This window comes from Cytobacillus sp. FSL R7-0696 (genome assembly GCF_038006865.1).
GTDB classification, from domain to species: domain Bacteria; phylum Bacillota; class Bacilli; order Bacillales; family Cytobacillaceae; genus Cytobacillus; species Cytobacillus kochii.
This window is the reverse complement of the sequence record NZ_JBBOWA010000001.1, coordinates 3,385,829-3,402,825: the sequence shown is the minus strand read 5'-3', so window position 1 is coordinate 3,402,825 and position 16,997 is coordinate 3,385,829. Positions and strand designations below refer to the sequence as shown.

At 36.6% G+C, this 16,997-nt stretch carries 20 protein-coding genes; 2 read left to right on the top strand and 18 right to left on the bottom strand.

Going from position 1 to position 16,997, the window contains the following annotated elements; genetic code table 11:
* Nucleotides 1-264: 264 nt before the first annotated feature.
* The 5 genes from MKX29_RS17610 to MKX29_RS17590 form a co-directional block, all read right to left on the bottom strand.
* The gene (locus MKX29_RS17610; RefSeq protein WP_341108299.1) at nt 265-1,146 is read right to left on the bottom strand and encodes a superoxide dismutase; all 882 of its coding nucleotides are present in this window, start codon (nt 1,144-1,146) and stop codon (nt 265-267) included.
* A 168-nt stretch (nt 1,147-1,314) separates the two neighbouring features.
* Nucleotides 1,315-1,803, bottom strand: coding sequence for a YpuI family protein (locus tag MKX29_RS17605; protein ID WP_095372710.1), 489 nt, complete (start codon nt 1,801-1,803; stop codon nt 1,315-1,317).
* 72 nt (nt 1,804-1,875) lie between these two features.
* Nucleotides 1,876-2,232: a hypothetical protein gene (locus tag MKX29_RS17600; RefSeq protein ID WP_224936078.1), complete on the bottom strand. Its 357-nt coding sequence runs from the start codon at nt 2,230-2,232 to the stop codon at nt 1,876-1,878.
* 223 nt (nt 2,233-2,455) lie between these two features.
* The gene (gene scpB, locus MKX29_RS17595) at nt 2,456-3,037 is read right to left on the bottom strand and encodes an SMC-Scp complex subunit ScpB (RefSeq protein ID WP_095372708.1); all 582 of its coding nucleotides are present in this window, start codon (nt 3,035-3,037) and stop codon (nt 2,456-2,458) included.
* Nucleotides 3,038-3,790 carry a segregation/condensation protein A gene (locus tag MKX29_RS17590; RefSeq protein WP_224936076.1) on the bottom strand — a complete coding sequence of 251 codons (753 nt, stop codon included), beginning with the start codon at nt 3,788-3,790 and terminating at the stop codon, nt 3,038-3,040.
* Nucleotides 3,791-4,006: 216 nt separating this feature from the next.
* On the opposite strand from MKX29_RS17590, the gene MKX29_RS17585 reads away from it, so the two are divergent.
* Together MKX29_RS17585 and MKX29_RS17580 are read left to right on the top strand one after the other, a co-directional pair.
* Nucleotides 4,007-4,141: a YjcZ family sporulation protein gene (locus MKX29_RS17585; RefSeq protein ID WP_224936075.1), complete on the top strand. Its 135-nt coding sequence runs from the start codon at nt 4,007-4,009 to the stop codon at nt 4,139-4,141.
* A gap of 112 nt (nt 4,142-4,253) precedes the next feature.
* Complete coding sequence (locus MKX29_RS17580) at nt 4,254-4,766, top strand: DUF309 domain-containing protein (RefSeq protein WP_341106814.1); 513 nt, start codon at nt 4,254-4,256, stop codon at nt 4,764-4,766.
* Between the two features lie 13 nt (nt 4,767-4,779).
* On the opposite strand, the gene MKX29_RS17575 is transcribed toward MKX29_RS17580, so the two are convergent.
* The 13 genes from MKX29_RS17575 to deoB all read right to left on the bottom strand — a co-directional run bounded on the left by MKX29_RS17575 (nt 4,780) and on the right by deoB (nt 16,811).
* A complete protein-coding gene (locus tag MKX29_RS17575; RefSeq protein ID WP_095372704.1) occupies nt 4,780-5,142 on the bottom strand; it encodes a GNAT family N-acetyltransferase in 363 nt (120 codons plus the stop codon).
* Nucleotides 5,143-5,512: 370 nt separating this feature from the next.
* Entirely contained in the window at nt 5,513-6,832 is a 1,320-nt protein-coding gene (lysA, locus tag MKX29_RS17570) for a diaminopimelate decarboxylase (RefSeq protein ID WP_224936072.1), read from the bottom strand.
* Between the two features lie 182 nt (nt 6,833-7,014).
* Complete coding sequence (locus MKX29_RS17565; protein WP_341106812.1) at nt 7,015-8,496, bottom strand: spore germination protein; 1,482 nt, start codon at nt 8,494-8,496, stop codon at nt 7,015-7,017.
* Entirely contained in the window at nt 8,493-9,059 is a 567-nt protein-coding gene (locus MKX29_RS17560; protein WP_341106810.1) for a stage V sporulation protein AE, read from the bottom strand. Before MKX29_RS17560 ends, MKX29_RS17565 begins: the two co-directional genes overlap by 4 nt.
* Nucleotides 9,060-9,087: 28 nt before the next feature.
* Complete coding sequence (locus MKX29_RS17555) at nt 9,088-9,510, bottom strand: stage V sporulation protein AB (protein WP_095372700.1); 423 nt, start codon at nt 9,508-9,510, stop codon at nt 9,088-9,090.
* Nucleotides 9,500-10,120 carry a stage V sporulation protein AA gene (locus MKX29_RS17550; protein ID WP_224936210.1) on the bottom strand — a complete coding sequence of 207 codons (621 nt, stop codon included), beginning with the start codon at nt 10,118-10,120 and terminating at the stop codon, nt 9,500-9,502. Before MKX29_RS17550 ends, MKX29_RS17555 begins: the two co-directional genes overlap by 11 nt.
* Nucleotides 10,121-10,286: 166 nt before the next feature.
* Nucleotides 10,287-11,042, bottom strand: a complete 756-nt coding sequence (sigF, locus tag MKX29_RS17545; RefSeq protein WP_095372698.1) for an RNA polymerase sporulation sigma factor SigF — start codon at nt 11,040-11,042, stop codon at nt 10,287-10,289.
* Nucleotides 11,043-11,053: 11 nt separating this feature from the next.
* Nucleotides 11,054-11,494 carry an anti-sigma F factor gene (spoIIAB, locus tag MKX29_RS17540; RefSeq protein ID WP_095372697.1) on the bottom strand — a complete coding sequence of 147 codons (441 nt, stop codon included), beginning with the start codon at nt 11,492-11,494 and terminating at the stop codon, nt 11,054-11,056.
* Nucleotides 11,495-11,845, bottom strand: a complete 351-nt coding sequence (gene spoIIAA / locus MKX29_RS17535; protein WP_095372696.1) for an anti-sigma F factor antagonist — start codon at nt 11,843-11,845, stop codon at nt 11,495-11,497. It lies immediately after the preceding gene.
* A 177-nt stretch (nt 11,846-12,022) separates the two neighbouring features.
* Nucleotides 12,023-13,201 (bottom strand): D-alanyl-D-alanine carboxypeptidase family protein, encoded by a 1,179-nt coding sequence (locus MKX29_RS17530; RefSeq protein WP_341106808.1) that lies wholly within the window; start codon nt 13,199-13,201, stop codon nt 12,023-12,025.
* A gap of 269 nt (nt 13,202-13,470) precedes the next feature.
* Nucleotides 13,471-14,775: a pyrimidine-nucleoside phosphorylase gene (locus MKX29_RS17525; RefSeq protein WP_341106805.1), complete on the bottom strand. Its 1,305-nt coding sequence runs from the start codon at nt 14,773-14,775 to the stop codon at nt 13,471-13,473.
* Between the two features lie 21 nt (nt 14,776-14,796).
* Nucleotides 14,797-15,615 carry a purine-nucleoside phosphorylase gene (locus MKX29_RS17520; RefSeq protein ID WP_341106803.1) on the bottom strand — a complete coding sequence of 273 codons (819 nt, stop codon included), beginning with the start codon at nt 15,613-15,615 and terminating at the stop codon, nt 14,797-14,799.
* Entirely contained in the window at nt 15,615-16,811 is a 1,197-nt protein-coding gene (gene deoB / locus MKX29_RS17515) for a phosphopentomutase (protein ID WP_224936066.1), read from the bottom strand. The genes MKX29_RS17520 and deoB overlap by 1 nt, the downstream gene beginning before the upstream one ends.
* Between the last annotated feature and the right edge of the window lie 186 nt (nt 16,812-16,997).

Sequence of the window (16,997 nt, the reverse complement as noted above, 5' to 3'; positions counted from 1 at the left end):
TGTACAATTCTATGCAGGACAAGTTCTGTTATGACAGATTCATGGCGATCGGTTCATAAATTAGTAGTCTGTATTTTATCAACCGTTCATCAAAAGGAGTTGAACTATCCATTCAAATTGGGGTAAGGATACGGGTATTGTAAACTGTTGGATCACTTGGACTTTGTTGACTGACTATGATTGAGGTTCCGCAAGAGTTGAGAGCTCAATACTCTTGCGGGGTGTAAAAACATAAGCAACTGCCTGTTTTCTTGTGCTACTTTCTTAATAAGGTTGCCATTTCATTTCATGTGCTTTTTGAAATCTTCTTGAAACATTGTCCCAGTTTACAATATTCCACCAATTATCAATATAAGCACCTTTGTCATTTTTATATTGTAAATAATAGGCATGCTCCCAAACATCTAACACTAGTAACGGAATCGTGTCCCATTGTGTTAAGTTTTGATGTTTTTCAGATTGTAAAACTTCTAAATGTCTAGCTCTCGGAGACCAAACAAGAATGGCCCAACCTGAACCTTCTACTTGCTTTGCCGCTTCTGTAAAATGTTTTTTAAAAGCTTCAAAGCTACCAAAGTATTTGACTATTTCTTTTTTCAATTCCCCCGTAGGTTCTCCACCACCTTGCGGACTCATATTTCCCCAAAATATCGTATGCAAATAATGTCCTGATCCATTAAAAGCCAATTCCCTTGACCAATGTTTAACTAGAGAGAAATCGCCCGAATTCCTCGCCTTTTCTAATTCTTTTTCTGCTTTATTCAGTCCATCCACATAACTTTTATGATGCTTATCATGATGTAATCTCATGATTTCTTCTGAGATATACGGCTCTAATGCATTATATCCATAAGGTAAAGGTGGAAGTTCATGCTTTCCTGCTTGAACACTTACTTCATTGACATAAATTTGTCCAAGAGATAATCGGTGATTGAAATACTGTTCCATCTCACCGTGAAGTTCTTCTACTTTTTCGTGAATTTCTTCTATTTCCTTGTCTCCCATATTATGATCAATTGTCTCCATAATGGCTGTCATATGATCAAGTTTATCCCATAGCTCATTGCTCTCTTCAATATTTTCACTCTCTAAAAAAGCCCTCATATCTTCATTCCATTGAAACACATTCTTTAAGTATTCATTCATGCGATGATTCAAGCTACATCCCTCCTCTTCATTACATCATATGTATAGTAATGATAAATAATATCGTTTTTTGCCATTCTACTGATGCTTATCATTTGAACGCTATAGGCACAAAAAAGCACGAACAAATTTGTCCGTGCCTTAGCTCATTCTAAAGTATTTCAATATTTATTTTGATTGCATCATTTTGGTACGATAATCTGTTTCGTAGTATTCTAGTTCTTCTCTTATCTTTTGGAAATCGCTTTCTAATCCTCTAAATAAGTTCTCAAGGCGAACGGGTACTTCGTGATGAAAACGAATTGAATTCTTTCCTGTATACGCTGAACGACTATTCTCATACCACGCATCATTTTTAGGTGAAAAAAACTCTTCAATACAATGATGGTAAAGTTTATACAATGTTTGCTCAGCTGCTCCCCGCTGAAATTGATCACTCATGAGTATGATGCGACATGCTTCATGACCTTCCTCGCAAAACACTAGAAGCTTTCTCAAATTGGATAAAATGCTTTTATAATATCGCTCATCACCCTGTCCTTCCTCTTTAAGTACCGACAAGGTTGTTTCATTTAAGAAGTTCTCAAAAGTGCTTACCGTATTACTAAGGAATTGTTGCACATCTTCCATTTGTGATTCAACTATAGAATTTCCCATCATTTTCCTCCCGTGTATTTAGCTACTCTTTTATCCATTTTGTTCTTCAGCCAATTTGTTTATATCAGCTCTTCATTTATTCTGCATCATTGTTTCTATTATGTTAGATATTTGCTTAAAATCAAATCCCTCAAATAAGCGTATAAAAGCGGTCTCATCACTTATAAATAACCGTTTTCTCAGCTTCAATTCCGGATGATTGAGAAGAGAAGCTAGCGCTGCAATATCCTTAAAAGTTCTATCACTTACTGACTGTTCAAATGATGTCAATTGATCAAGCTTTTCTTCAAAGTACTGCAAATAAGTTAATGTGAATTTTCTTTCCTCTCCATCTTCCTCATAAATGACTTCACTTTTATTAAAAAAATCTTCGAAGGAATTAGGAAGAGTTTTTTCAAGCGACCATCCTTTCAATTGCAGAATGAACAATCAGAACCCTCCTTCAGATTCAATCTACTTTTTGATAAGCTTCGTGATTGATAATAATGAAGTTTGCTGATGACATAATTGTTATTAAGGGATTCATTTTCGTTTGTACCATCTGACATTATGTATATATGCCTTTGATGTTTAATTATGCTAAACAAGTAAATCACCCTTAATGTTTTTATATTAACATAAATGAGCTGTTGATTGTTCAGAATTATTCCACTTATACATTATTTAATGTATCAAAGAACAAATCTGCTTCTGTTTGCTCAAACTCTTCGTCTCCTTGATCAGGTAGCTTTGGCAACTCTTTTAAACTTTTTAATCCAAATGTATCTAAGAAACCCTTTGTCGTGCCATACAAGTATGCACGACCATTACCTTCAGCTCTTCCTACTTCTTTGATTAATGCTTTTGCCACAAGTGTTTGTAATGGTCTTTCTGTCTTCACTCCACGAATTTCCTCGATTTCAATTCTTGTAATGGGCTGCTTGTAAGCAATAATCGCTAATGTCTCTAAAGAAGCTTGCGATAAAGAATGGGAAGAAGGAGCTTCCACTAGTTTCTTTAAATAGTCAGCTAATTCCTTTTTAGTTGTTAATTGATACGACCCACCAATTTCAATGATTTGTAATCCCCGTCCTTGGTTATTTGCTAACTCAGTCATTAATTGATTCATTCTTTCACTTGCCTCTTGATCACTCACTTCAAATACCGAAGCGATCGATTTCAAATTAAGTCCTTCATCTCCTGCTGCAAATAAAAGCCCTTCTAAAATGGCTTTCCAATTTTCTTTCTTACTCACTTACTTTCCCTCCGCTACTTCTACATACAATTCTGCAAAGTTATTATCTTGCGTAACGAGCACAGCCTGTCTTTTCATTAACTCTAGAACAGCTAGAAAGGTTACAACAACTTCTTCTCTAGAATGTGCAGTAAATAAATCATTAAAGTTTTTACGGCCATTACTTTTCCTAAGTGTACGTATAACTTCGTCTATTCTTTTTTCAATCGGAATTTCCTGCCTAGCTACTTTCGTTGCAAGCGGTTCTTTCCATTTTTTTCTTCTTAATAACTTTTGCAGCGCACCTAACATATCGTAAAGCGATACGTCGACATGGGTCTGTTCCATTTTCACTTCTTTTGCCATGTCAGAAAGGTCACTCGGTGCTTTTGTGTATAATAAGCTTCTTTCTTGTTCAAGTTCTTTTAAGTCCTCGGCTGCTTCTTTAAAACGGCGATACTCTATTAATCTTTCAACGAGTTCATCTCGTGGATCTTCTTCCATTTCCATATCAATATCTTCGTCATAGTTATCTTCTTCATGCTTTGGGAGTAGCATTTGACTCTTAATAGCGAGTAACGTGGCAGCCATAACCAAATACTCACTTGCTACATCCAGCTCTAATTCTTGCATGGTATGTATATAGATTAAATACTGTTCAGTAATTTCTGCTACTGGAATATCATATATATCAATCTCGAGCCGATTAATTAAATGCAGTAATAAATCGAGCGGCCCTTCGAAGGCGTTAATCTTCACATTATAATGCTCCATATGTTCCACCAAAATTTCTATAAAATTATTTCTTTACTCTATACAGTATAGATGATTCAACGTAGCGAATCCAACATAATTCTTTTCTTCCACAACGGACTCTTTTATCAACTTTTAGAAACTTACTTTTTATTTTATCCTAAGCCCAAACATGAGACAAACTACGCACATACAATGAGAAGGTAATGACAATTAGGTACTATTGGAGGTATAAATATGTCCAGAGAAAATTGTGGTGACAATCATCATAGAGAAGAAGAGTGCTATGGTGGCGGTTTCGGTGCAGGCTTTGCTTTAATCGTTGTTCTATTCATCCTACTTATTATCGTAGGCGCTTCTTGGTTATTTTAATGTAAATAGACATTGCCTGGCATTGTAATTTGCCAGGCATTTCTTTTTTCCAACATTATTATATGATACCATGAAATTAATCGACTGTATGTTTGAGAGGAGGAGTGTAACTTTGCATCCCCAAGCTTTTATTGACTATTTAGCTCATTATCACGGAGATCGTGATTATTTTGAATGCCACGAAATTTTAGAGGAGTATTGGAAAGAAGTAGACAATCGAAACAAGCAATCCCTCTGGGTTGGCTTGATTCAAGTAGCCGTATCTAATTATCATCATCGTAGAGGGAATTTTCATGGTGCTAAAAAAACATTGCAAAAAGCAGCATTGATTCTTTCGTCATATCCAAATGAAGTCAAACAACTTGGTATTGACCATCAACAATTGTTAAATGATATACACAAAATACAAAAAGAAATTGATAAGGCCCTTCCTTATAAAAGCTATTACTTCCCTATAAACGATATTTCCTTATTAGATGAAGTCAAAAAGACATGTGATTCTAAGGGATTCAGATGGGGACAGAAAAGCAATCTTGAAAACGCAGAAATTGTACATCGACATATGAAAAGAGATCGATCAAATGTCATCGCAGAGAGAGAGAAAGCCCTCCAAAGACAGCGCTAAAAGGCAGCGAAAATTATTCGCTGCCTTTATTTATCTCTTCACATTTCTGTAAAAAGGCTTCTGTTACATTGTCCGCTGTTAGTTCTTTATGTGGATAAGTGTCATTTAATGCTTTTATCATCGACTTACCGACTCCTTGCTGACGATGAGAAGGGTTGACTGATATATGACGAACTTCAATATGATGATCAGATAAGCATACACCAACTAGCCCAATAATATCTTCGTCTTCTTTCCACAAAAACAATTGCAGATTTTCTTCACTTTCATACTCTTTAATCGTCTGTAACAACTGCTTTAATACTTTTTCTTTTGGCATAAAAGATAAAAGTCCCATAGCAATCTTTTCAAAAGACTTTTTATAGCGTATTAACATGATAACCCCTCATTATTAGTAAAACCGTTTATTTGCTATTATTTCCATTTCACAACTAACTTAAACTATTTTATCATATGTATCTATGGATTGAAATGGAACTAGTTATGATTGCGGGGCAATAAATAACCAATAAATAAGCCCCCATATAAAAGCTATACCTAAAATAAAGACAAATAACATAATATTACTTTTTTTATCCATACTTTCTTCAGTAGCTCCCCTTTTGATATACATTCACCTTCATTGTACATGAAAGGTTTCTACATTCCAATATGTTAAAAGAAGGAGTTAGCCAAATAAGGAGAATAATAGGTGAGTCCCTTATGAAGATTCTAGAAACCCACCTAAATTTCTTGGTTCATGTTAATTACTGATTAACCTTGTTTTTTAAAGGTAAATCTAGACGTGCCATATCTTCAAAAGATTCTCTTTTAATGACCAATCGATCTTCTCCATCTTCCACAAACACAACAGGTGGACGAGGGATACGATTATAATTATTTGCCATTGAATAACCATATGCACCTGTACAAAAAACAGCTAACAAATCGTTGTTTCCAGCCTTCGGAAGTGGCAAATCCCAAATAAGCATATCTCCGGATTCACAACATTTACCTGCGATAGAGACTTTTTCCTCTATTTCATCTAGTACACGATTAGCAAGAACAGCTTCATATTGTGCCTGGTAAAGAGCCGGACGGATATTATCACTCATTCCTCCATCAATAGCCAAATATTTTCTTACAGTCGGAACATCTTTTGATGAACCAATTTGGTAGATGGTTGTACCAGCATCACCAACAAGTGATCTTCCAGGTTCAATCCATATTTCAGGTAAAGTCATCCCGTGATGGCTTGTTTGTTTTTTAACTTCCTTGATAATTTCCTCTACATACGTTTCTGGGGCGAGTGGTTCATCTTCCTCTGTATATCTAATCCCAAATCCTCCACCTAAATTAAGAACTTCAGATTCATAATCATATTCTTGGCTCCAAGTTTTCAATTTGGCAAAGATTTTTTGTGTGGCAAGGATAAAACCAGTTGGTTCAAAGATTTGTGAACCAATATGACAATGGAAGCCAAGTAAATGGATGTGTTGGGAATTAAGGGCGATTTTTAATGCTTCCTCTGCCTGTCCATTTTGTAAATCGAAACCAAATTTAGAATCTTCTTGCCCAGTTAAAATATAATCATGTGTATGTGCTTCTATTCCTGGAGTAATCCGTAGTAACACATCGACGCGCTTATTCATTGATAAAGCTACTTCTTCTAATAAGTTCATTTCATGGAAATTATCTATGACGATACAACCAATATTATAGGAAAGCGCCATTTCTAATTCTTCACGGCTTTTATTATTCCCATGAAAATGAATACGTTCAACTGGAAAATCCGCTCTAATGGCAGTGTATAGTTCTCCTCCAGAAACAACATCTAAAGACAATCCTTCTTCTTCCACTAACTGAATCATCGCTACAGAAGAGAAAGCCTTACTTGCATAGGCTACTTGTGCCTTCATATTATTTTCCTCAAACATTTTCTTAAATCCACGTGCTCTTCTTCTTATTAACTCTACATCATAAATATAAACAGGTGTGCCATATTTACTAGCTAATTTTACTGTATCAACACCGCCAATTTCTAAGTGTCCTTTGTCATTTACCTTTGATGTACCGTGAAAAAACATGCTTTCCCCTCTTTCGTCCATTACTTCTCTAATCAAAGAATTGATGCTTATTTTTATCGGACTAAAATGAAGAAATAGACAGAATCCTTAAGAAACTGTCTATTCTGTTATCCTTTAACCCTTTATTCAGTTGAACATACTTTACCATAATTCCCATATGCCTGCAATCGCCATTTACCCAATTATTTTGGTGGCTGCTTAAAACGATTGCGAGAATGGGTAATACTTGGTCGAATTTTTGACCCTGGTACGGCTCTTCTAAAAATAATATGAACGATAGCGCCAGGGCAAAATGGAATGAATGGCCATAAATATGGTGTTCTAAACGAACGCATGGACACAAGGAAAAGAATAAATAGCGTAATTCCAACAACTAAACCTGGTGTATGAAAAATTGCAACTAATATTAACAAGAGCATACGAATAAGTTTATTTGCCACACTTAATTCATAGCTCGGGGTGGCAAAAGTCCCAATTGCCGCAACAGAAACATAGAGAATAACTTCAGGTACAAACAACCCAACAGTGATCGCAATTTCCCCTATAAGTATTGCGGCTATTAGTCCCATTGCTGTTGATAATGGGGTCGGTGTATGGATAGCAGCTAATCTTAAAAACTCTATTCCTAAATCCGCTAATAATAATTGAATAAGAACAGGGATATTTGTCTGTTCATTTGGACCGATATAATCAATAGCATCCGGAAGCAAAGACGGTTCTAAGACAAATAAAAACCACAATGGTAGGAAAAATAAAGAAGCAGCAAGTCCGATAAACCTCATAAATCTAACAAAAGTACCGACAGCCGGGGCTTGTCTATATTCCTCTACATGTTGCAAATGATGAAATAAAGTCGTTGGGGCGATAATCACACTAGGCGATGTATCCACAAAAACCACGATATGACCTTCCATCAAATGAGTGGCCGCAACATCCGCTCTTTCAGTGTACCGAACAAGTGGAAATGGATTATAACTTTGATGAAGGATGAATTCTTCTACCGTTTTATCAGCCATGGGTAGCCCATCGATATCGATTTCATTAAGTTCTTTACGTAACACTTCTACTAGGTTGGGATCAGCTAACCCTTCAATATAGCCTAAGGAAATATCAGTTTTTGACCTTACACCAACATGGAGCATTTCAAACCTTAATCGTTCATCACGAATTCTTCTTCTTGTTAGGGCGGTATTGACAATTATGTTTTCTACGTAACCATCACGAGAACCTCTAATTACCTTCTCCGTATCAGGCTCTTGTGGTGTTCGACCTGGATAACTTCTTACGTCTATTACTAAAGCAGTACCTTCGCCTTCCATCACGATAACAATAAGCCCTGATAATACTTGGTCAACGAGCTCATCGATTGTCTTAATACGATCAACTGCTTGATGAACGATACGGTTCTCTACAATATCAAAGAGATGGGTCGATAATTTTTCTTTATCATTAATCCCTACAAGCTCTTCAACAATTTCAATGATAAATTGTGTCTCTGTTAAACCATTAATAAAGTATAAATGAACATCCTTTTTTAATACTTTAAGCTTTCTCACTCCAAGGTCAAAGCTTGTTCCAAGACCTACATGGTCCTGCATGTACGCTTCAACTTCTTTGACGGATGTCGGCAATGGTCTCTTTCTTATTTTTTCTTTTTCGCTCATAACATACCGCTCCTTTCCAATATAAGTTCAACAGCTTGTTTCGTAATGGGTGAACCGGCTTCAATTGAATCAATTCTTGCCATTTTACCAATATCACCAATACCGACGATAAAAGGGATATTTAACATCTCAAGACAATAAACGGTATCTCCTACTATTCTTCCTTCATCCATATCTGCTATGCCAGATTTATCAACACCATATTCTGTCAATTCACCAAAGCGATCAATACTTACATCTACCTTTGTCCATTCCTCGTGGTGAGTCCTTGATGCTACAGCTATTGCACCAATGACTTCAATATCAGGATGCTTGGCAACGAAAGTCATCGCTTTCTCTCCTGGACCTTCTCCGATATAACCACTATCATCAAACATGATATAAACAGGATCTGATTGTGCTTTTTTAATTAATTGCACCATTTCTTCACCAGACAGTTTCGTTGGATTTCCTTGAGAAGCAGAAATACAACTACCACCTATATCATGAGCAATGAGCTCAATCGTTCGTTTTGCAAACTCATCTCCATCTGTAATCAATATGACTTTTCTCCGTTCTTTCATCGCCATTTCCCTTTCTAAGTGAGCAAACCTACAGATTGACATAATATATCCATTGAAATAAAGATCCGATAATTTTCCCAAAAACAAAAGCCATTAACAAATAGACAATTTTTCCTTCTACACCAATGCGTTTAGCCAATATAGGGAAGACATTTAGAACTTCCGTGAGTGCAGCTGCAAGCATTCCTACAAAGATTCCACATAATAGACCAATCGGAATAAGTATAAAGGGCGGTGCTTGTAGTACTGGCTCCCACATGGAAGCTACAGCCCCAGCGATCACCCCGCACACCGCTGCCCATTCATAAGCATGAATCATCTTCATTGTTTTTGTTAGTTGTGTAAGTCGTGGAATAATTCCTAAGACAGATAAGAAAGCAACTACTCCACCACCTACAGCTATACCACTCGCTAAGCCTATAAAGATGGCAAAGATAATTTTACCGCTCATCAATATTCTTCATACTCTCTTTGTTTTCATGTAGGGCAACATAATTATCCAAATCCATTTGATAATTAAACATCTCTACCTCTAAAGGACTAGGTTCTTCATTTAAACGCTTTTTAAATACATGATTGAAGAAGAGAATCATTCCTAAGCCTAATCCTATTGAGTATGGGATTTGAAAAATCAATGGCCGACTATCGACTTCACCTGTAATCAATGTATAAATCTTTAGTTGAACTTCTTGCATACTAACGTCTTCATGAAAATTCATGATGGTGAGAGCGGCACCAAAAAATAATAAAAACCATATTAGCATAAACAATGGAAGTGAGACTTTTCTTCTTTTCACGGCAACTTCAACAATAATCTGTGTCGGTCCAACCGTTTGGATTTCCAAACTCGGAAAACATTTTGTAATATGCTTAATTACCTGCATAACATCAATAATGATAATATTTTTATCTTCCTTAGACACACGGTATAACAAGAGATTAGCTAATTTATCGTAAACTTCGTCATCTGCAATCAATTGCGCAACATCCGATAAAACGATAGTTTCGTGCGGTTTAACCTGCAATCGATGTCGCAAGCGTAAATAAACGATACGTTCCATCCTTTCACTTCCCACACAAAGATTTCCTTGCATATAGTATGAGTAAAGGTATTTCACTTCATGAAATCCAATAATTTCCTCACACTGATATTGCTTGCTTGTTATTAGTAAATTTATAAACCTCGACTCTCTTCACTTAAAAGAAGCAAATGAAAGAGCATATAGACTATAAGTCCATATGCTCTTTCATTTGCTTCAATATTTTCTTCTCAAGCCTCGAGACTTGTACTTGTGATATACCAAGCCTGACTGCTACTTCTGATTGTGTTTGGTCTTTATAATAGCGCAAATAAACAATCAGTCTCTCTCTTTCATCTAATTCATTTATCGCTTCTTTTAACGCGATTTTATCGAACCATCTCCCCTCATCCCCATCATCTATTTGGTCAAGCAAAGTAATAGGGTCACCATCATTTTCATACACGGTTTCATGAATTGACGAGGGAAGTCGACTAGCATCTTGGGCCATGATAATATCCTCTGTTGGGATATCAAGGAATTCAGAAATCTCTGATACGGTTGGCACCCTACCTAATGATTTCGATAACTCATCTTTTGCTTTCCGAATTTTATTTCCGAGTTCTTTAAGTGAACGACTGACTTTAACTGTTCCATCGTCTCTTATAAAACGTTGGATCTCACCAATAATCATAGGAACAGCGTAAGTAGAAAATTTCACATCATAACTCAAATCGAATTTATCAACCGATTTCAACAATCCAATACAGCCAATTTGAAATAAGTCATCTGGTTCGTATCCTCGATTGAGGAAGCGCTGGACAACTGACCATACTAAGCGCATATTCTTTTGGACAATCAAATCTCTAGACGCTTGATCACCATTTTGACTTTTACCAATGAGCTCTTTAACTTCATGATCTTTTAAATATTGCGTCTTTCCTGTTTTAACCTCCACATCCATAGCAAGACTCCTTAATTACATAGCATTTTACTATTTGATAAATGCTTCTTTAAACGGACCTCTGTGCCTTCACCTGGGTGTGATACAATACTAATTTCGTCCATAAAATTTTCCATAATCGTAAAGCCCATGCCTGATCTCTCTAGCTCTGGCTTTGTTGTATAAAGAGGCTGTCTTGCCTCTTCTATATCCATAATACCGAGACCCTCATCTTTAATGGACAGTTCGACTATTCCTTCTTCAATGGTTACTGAAATGTGTACAATGCCATCTGGGCTCATATCATAGCCGTGAATAATAGCGTTCGTTACAGCTTCTGAGACAACGGTTTTAATTTCTGTCAATTCATCCATTGTTGGATCAAGCTGAGCAATAAAAGCTGCCACTGTTACGCGAGCAAATGATTCATTTTGACTGAGAGCAGTAAACTGCATTTGCATAACATTTTTCACTTACGCCACCCCCAATCGTTGCAGGGCAAACGCTTCAGTAGGTTCTAAGCGAATAATTTTAAATAAACCAGACATATCAAAAAGTCTTTTTACAGATGGAGAAATTGCACATACAACCATTTCGCCATTTTTTTGTTTCACTTGTTTATATCTGCCAAGAATTACTCCAAGTCCAGAACTATCCATGAATGTTAATTGTTCCAGATTAAGAATAATATGGTGGATATCGTGTTCCTCAATCGTTTTTGTTGCTTTTGCTCTTAATTCATCCGCAGAGTGATGATCAAGCTCCCCGCTTAAACGAATACATAATACGTTGTTTTTTATTTCTAAATTAATTGCTAGACTCACTAACCATAGCCTCCTTTGTAATCAGTTGTCTCTATGGATTAGACAGGATTGACACATATAGAATATCAACCTGCCTTTAGTGAGTCCAATTCTATACTATGAACTGTTTTTCCTTCATGAAGACAAAACTAGTGTTTATTCGCTAAAACAGGACTTGTCATCACTCGATTCGACATATTACTCTGATACTTTCGTAAACATTCCCATTGAACGCTTAAATAATGTCCAAATGTTGGCTTTTTTACTATCTTGACTTGCGACTAAAGGACTTTTAACCATTGTTTTTCCGTCTTTTTCAAAAATAATCTTGCCGACTTCATCACCTTTTTTAACAGGAGCCTTCATATTCTCATCGAGTACAACCGTTTGTTTCACGTTTTTAATATCTTCACCTTTTTTAGCTAATATTGAAATGGGTTCGCTTGTTAATGCTTCTACTTGTTTCTTTTCACCTTTTGATACTTTCACTTTTGCCACCGCTTGATTCCTTTTATACATGGCATGTGTTTCATATTTATTAAAAGCATAGTCTAGCATTTTCGTCACTTCTGCATTTCTCTCTTTTGAGCTAGGTGCACCAAAAACAACCGCAATGACACGCATGCCATTTTTCTCAGCTGTCGCTGTTAAACAATACTTTGCTTCTTGAGTAAATCCAGTCTTAAGACCATCTACACCCGGATAAAAACGCACTAATTTATTCGTATTTACTAACCAGAACTTTTTATCGGTGTTTTCACGCAAATAAGCCTCGTAAGTACCGGTAAAGTTAGTAATATCTTCATACTTCAGTAATTCCTTTGCCATCATCGCCATATCATGAGCCGTACTAAAATGATCCGTTACCGGGAGGCCTGTAGGATTTTTGAATACAGTGTCCTTTAAACCTAGCTCTTTTGCTTTTGCATTCATCATTTTGACAAAGTCATCTACCGTACCGGCTAATCGTTCTGCTACAGCAACAGAAGCGTCATTTCCAGAACCGATTGCAATCCCTTGTAACATTTCTTTTGTTGTCATTTCTTCTCCAGGCTCAAGAAAAATTTGTGAACCACCCATTGAAGCAGCATATTCACTTGTCTTAATCTTTTCATCCCATTTAAGTTTGCCTTCATCGATTGCTTCCATAATTAAAAGCATCGTCATAATTTTCGTCATACTTGCAGGTGGTAATTGAACATCACTATTTTTTTCATACAGCACTTTGCCTGTATCTCGTTCAATTAAAATAGCTGACTTTACATTTTTCACAACTTCTTCTTCAGTCATTTTTTCGCTTTCACGTGCAAATACTTGTGGTGCTATGGTAGAAACCATGAGAATACATATAAAAAATACACTTACTATTCGCTTCATCGCACAAACCCTCCATTCTTTATAGTTTCCATGATTACCATTTGTTGATAATTTATACCAATGAAAATACCATAAACTACATTTTATAAATGAAAAATTCCGTGTTTTACTATGAAAAAAGTTCGGAAGGTAAGAGGGATGGAATGAGACCTTGTATACTTTGATGTGGGCATGATTCGAAGGAAATATTCTAAGAATGAGCATCTTTCAGTTAAATTGTAATAAAAAAGCTTAAAGGTTTTATTTCCTTTAAGCTTTTTCTAGTATTTTTATTCAGTGATGACTTGATGTATCAATGTTGGTGCTGTTACTTCTTCTGACACTATTTTAATATGATTAATAAGGATATCTTTCACTTCTTCAACATCTTCCATATTGCTATGAATCGTTAGCAACGCTTCCCCTTTTTGGACAGAATCGCCAACTTTTTTATGAAGAAGGAGGCCTGCTGCGAGATCTATAATAGAATCTTTTGTTGCTCTACCCGCACCAAGCATCATTGCCGCAGTACCAAGTTTTTCTGCAGCAATTTCAGAAATATATCCACTCTGTGCAGCTTCTACCTTTATTTGATATTTTGCCTGTGGAAGTAGAGATGGGTCATCAACGACTGCAACATCTCCTCCTTGAGATTGGATAAATGTTTTAAAAGTCTCTAACGCTTTACCGCTACTGATTGCTTCTTGTAATAGCGTGCGCGCACTTTCTAACGAATCGGCCTTTTTCGCTAAAACGACCATTTGACTTCCAAGAGTTAAACATAAATCAGTCAAATCTTCCGGGCCTTCTCCTTTTAAAGTATTAATCGCTTCTTCTACTTCTAAAGCATTACCGATTGCAAGGCCAAGGGGCTGGCTCATATCTGAGATGACAGCCATTGTCTGTCTACCAACATGATTCCCGATTTTCACCATTGTTTTTGCTAAAGCAATTGCTTCTTCAATCGTTTTCATAAATGCACCTGAACCCGTTTTCACGTCCAAAACAATTGCATCTGCACCCGCAGCAATTTTTTTACTCATGATACTTGATGCAATTAAAGGGATGCTATTAACAGAAGCAGTCACATCTCTTAACGCATAGAGCTTCTTATCAGCTGGTGTCAAGTTTCCACTTTGACCTATGACTGCTAGTTTATTACGATTGACTAAATTCATAAATTCGTCATTATCAATCTCCACATGAAATCCATCTATAGCCTCTAATTTATCAATGGTTCCACCTGTATGGCCCAGACCTCTTCCGCTCATCTTTGCAACCGGCACACCTACAGCAGCTACTAGCGGCCCTAATACAAGCGTAGTAGTATCTCCTACACCCCCAGTAGAATGCTTATCGACTTTGATTCCATCAATGTTTGAAAGATTGATTTCATCGCCTGATTTAACTATTGCCGTTGTTAAATCAGCTGTTTCTCTTTCATCCATTCCTTGAAAATAAATCGCCATAGCAAGTGCACTTGCTTGATAATCAGGAATTGTTTCATTTGTATAGCCTTGAATAAAATAGTTAATTTCCGCTGTCGTTAAGCAATGACCATCCCTTTTTTTCTCAATGATGTCCACCATTCTCATCGTATCGTTCCCCCACTAAATTTAAATTTTTGTCGCGATTCCTTTGACAAAGCTTAAAAATTGTTGTTTTACTTTCTCCGTTGTTTCTATTACTTCTTCATGATTTAATGGTTGGTCTAATATACCTGCAGCCATATTAGAAATACAAGAGATTCCAAGTACATTCATACCAGCATGATTCGCAACAATAACTTCGGGAACAGTTGACATACCAACTGCATCTCCACCGCAAATTCTAAGCATTTTTACTTCTGCAGGTGTTTCATAAACTGGCCCTGTATTAGCTACGTATACACCAGTTTGTATGTCTAATTGTTGTTGTTCTGCGACCTCTTTTGCGACTTGTATCATTTCTTTATTATACGCTGATGACAAATCTTGAAAACGCACACCAAAATGGTCATCATTAGGACCTATAAGTGGGTTTACCCCCATATTGTTAATATGGTCTGTGATGATCATTAAATCACCTGGTGAGAAAGTTTCATTAACGCCTCCAGCAGCATTGGTTACGATTAATTTCTGTACTCCCAACTCCTTCATTACACGGACTGGAAACGTAACTTGCTGCATAGTATAGCCTTCGTAATAATGAAATCTTCCTTGCATAGCAACAACCGCTACACCGTTTAATCGACCAATAACGAGTTGACCTGCATGACCAGCTACTGTTGATTGCGGGAAACCCGGTATATCTCTATACGGTATTTTTATCGCATTTGTTATCTCTTCAGCAAGTACCCCAAGTCCAGAACCTAATATAAGTCCTACTGTTGGTGTTTGATCTATTCTAGATTGAATTAATTCTTGCGCTGCTTTTACCTCATGTAAACTAGTCATTATTTTCCTACTCCCTTGACATTTTTAAGAAAGCTCTCTCCAATCAATGGCTTATTTACTTGGAAATTCTCTGCAATAGTCGCGCCAATGTTAGCAAATGTCTTGCCTTGAGGCAGTTCTTCTCCATGAGATAAGCGCTTAGAATAAACAAGTAATGGCACATATTCTCTCGTATGATCTGTACCATGATGGATTGGGTCATTACCATGATCCGCTGTAATAATCAGAAGATCATTTTCATTTAACTGCTCGAAAAGTTCAGGTAAACGAGCATCGTATTCTTCTAATGCTTGACCGTACCCTAGTGGATCTCTTCTATGTCCATAAAGGGCATCGAAGTCTACTAAATTCAAGAAACTAATGCCTGTAAAGTCTTTTTTTGCTATAGCTACCATCTTGTCCATGCCATCCATATTTGAAGTGGTTCTAATTGCTTCTGTTACGCCTTCTCCATCATATATATCATTAATTTTTCCGATGGCAATGACATCTAGATTGGCATCTTTTAACTCATTCATTACTGTTCTGCCAAATGGCTTTAATGCATAATCATGTCTATTCGCTGTTCTTGTAAACGCCCCAGCTTTACCAACAAATGGTCTAGCAATGACTCTACCTACCATGTATTTTTCATTTAAAGTCAATTCTCTAGCTATTTCACAAATACGATACTGTTCTTCAATTGGTATGATTTCCTCATGGGCGGCGATTTGGAGCACCGAATCAGCCGATGTATAAACAATAAGAGAGCCTGTCTCCATATGCTCTTCCCCTAATTCGTCTAAAATCACTGTGCCACTCGCAGGTTTATTACCAATCACTTTTCGACCTGTCTTTTCTTCTAATTCTTGAATTAACTCCTCTGGAAATCCATTAGGAAATACTTGAAAGGGTTTTTGAATATGAAGGCCCATTATTTCCCAATGTCCTGTCATTGTATCTTTCCCAACAGAAGCTTCTTGAAGCTTTGTATAAAAAGCCTCAGGTTGTGCGACTTTGGCTATCCCTTTTATTTCATTGATATTACTTAATCCGAGACGTTCCATATGAGGCATATGCAAACCGCCCATCTTCTCGGCAATATGGCCTAACGTATGAGCATCTTCATCACCGAAATTTTTCGCATCAGGTGCTTCTCCTATTCCAACAGAGTCCATTACAATAAGAAAAATACGTTTATATGTAAATGTGTTCACAATTAACACTCCTTTCTAACTATTTCTTTACTACAGAAATCCCTACTTATCATACCCCAAAAAGGCTTTCATCAACAGCGAAGGATAGTGTAAAACGTCTAGAACCTAACAAAGAGGAATGTCATGAAAGACTTTAATATACTTCACCTTTAAGAAAGATCTCTTTCGTCAGAAGTCTGACATCTA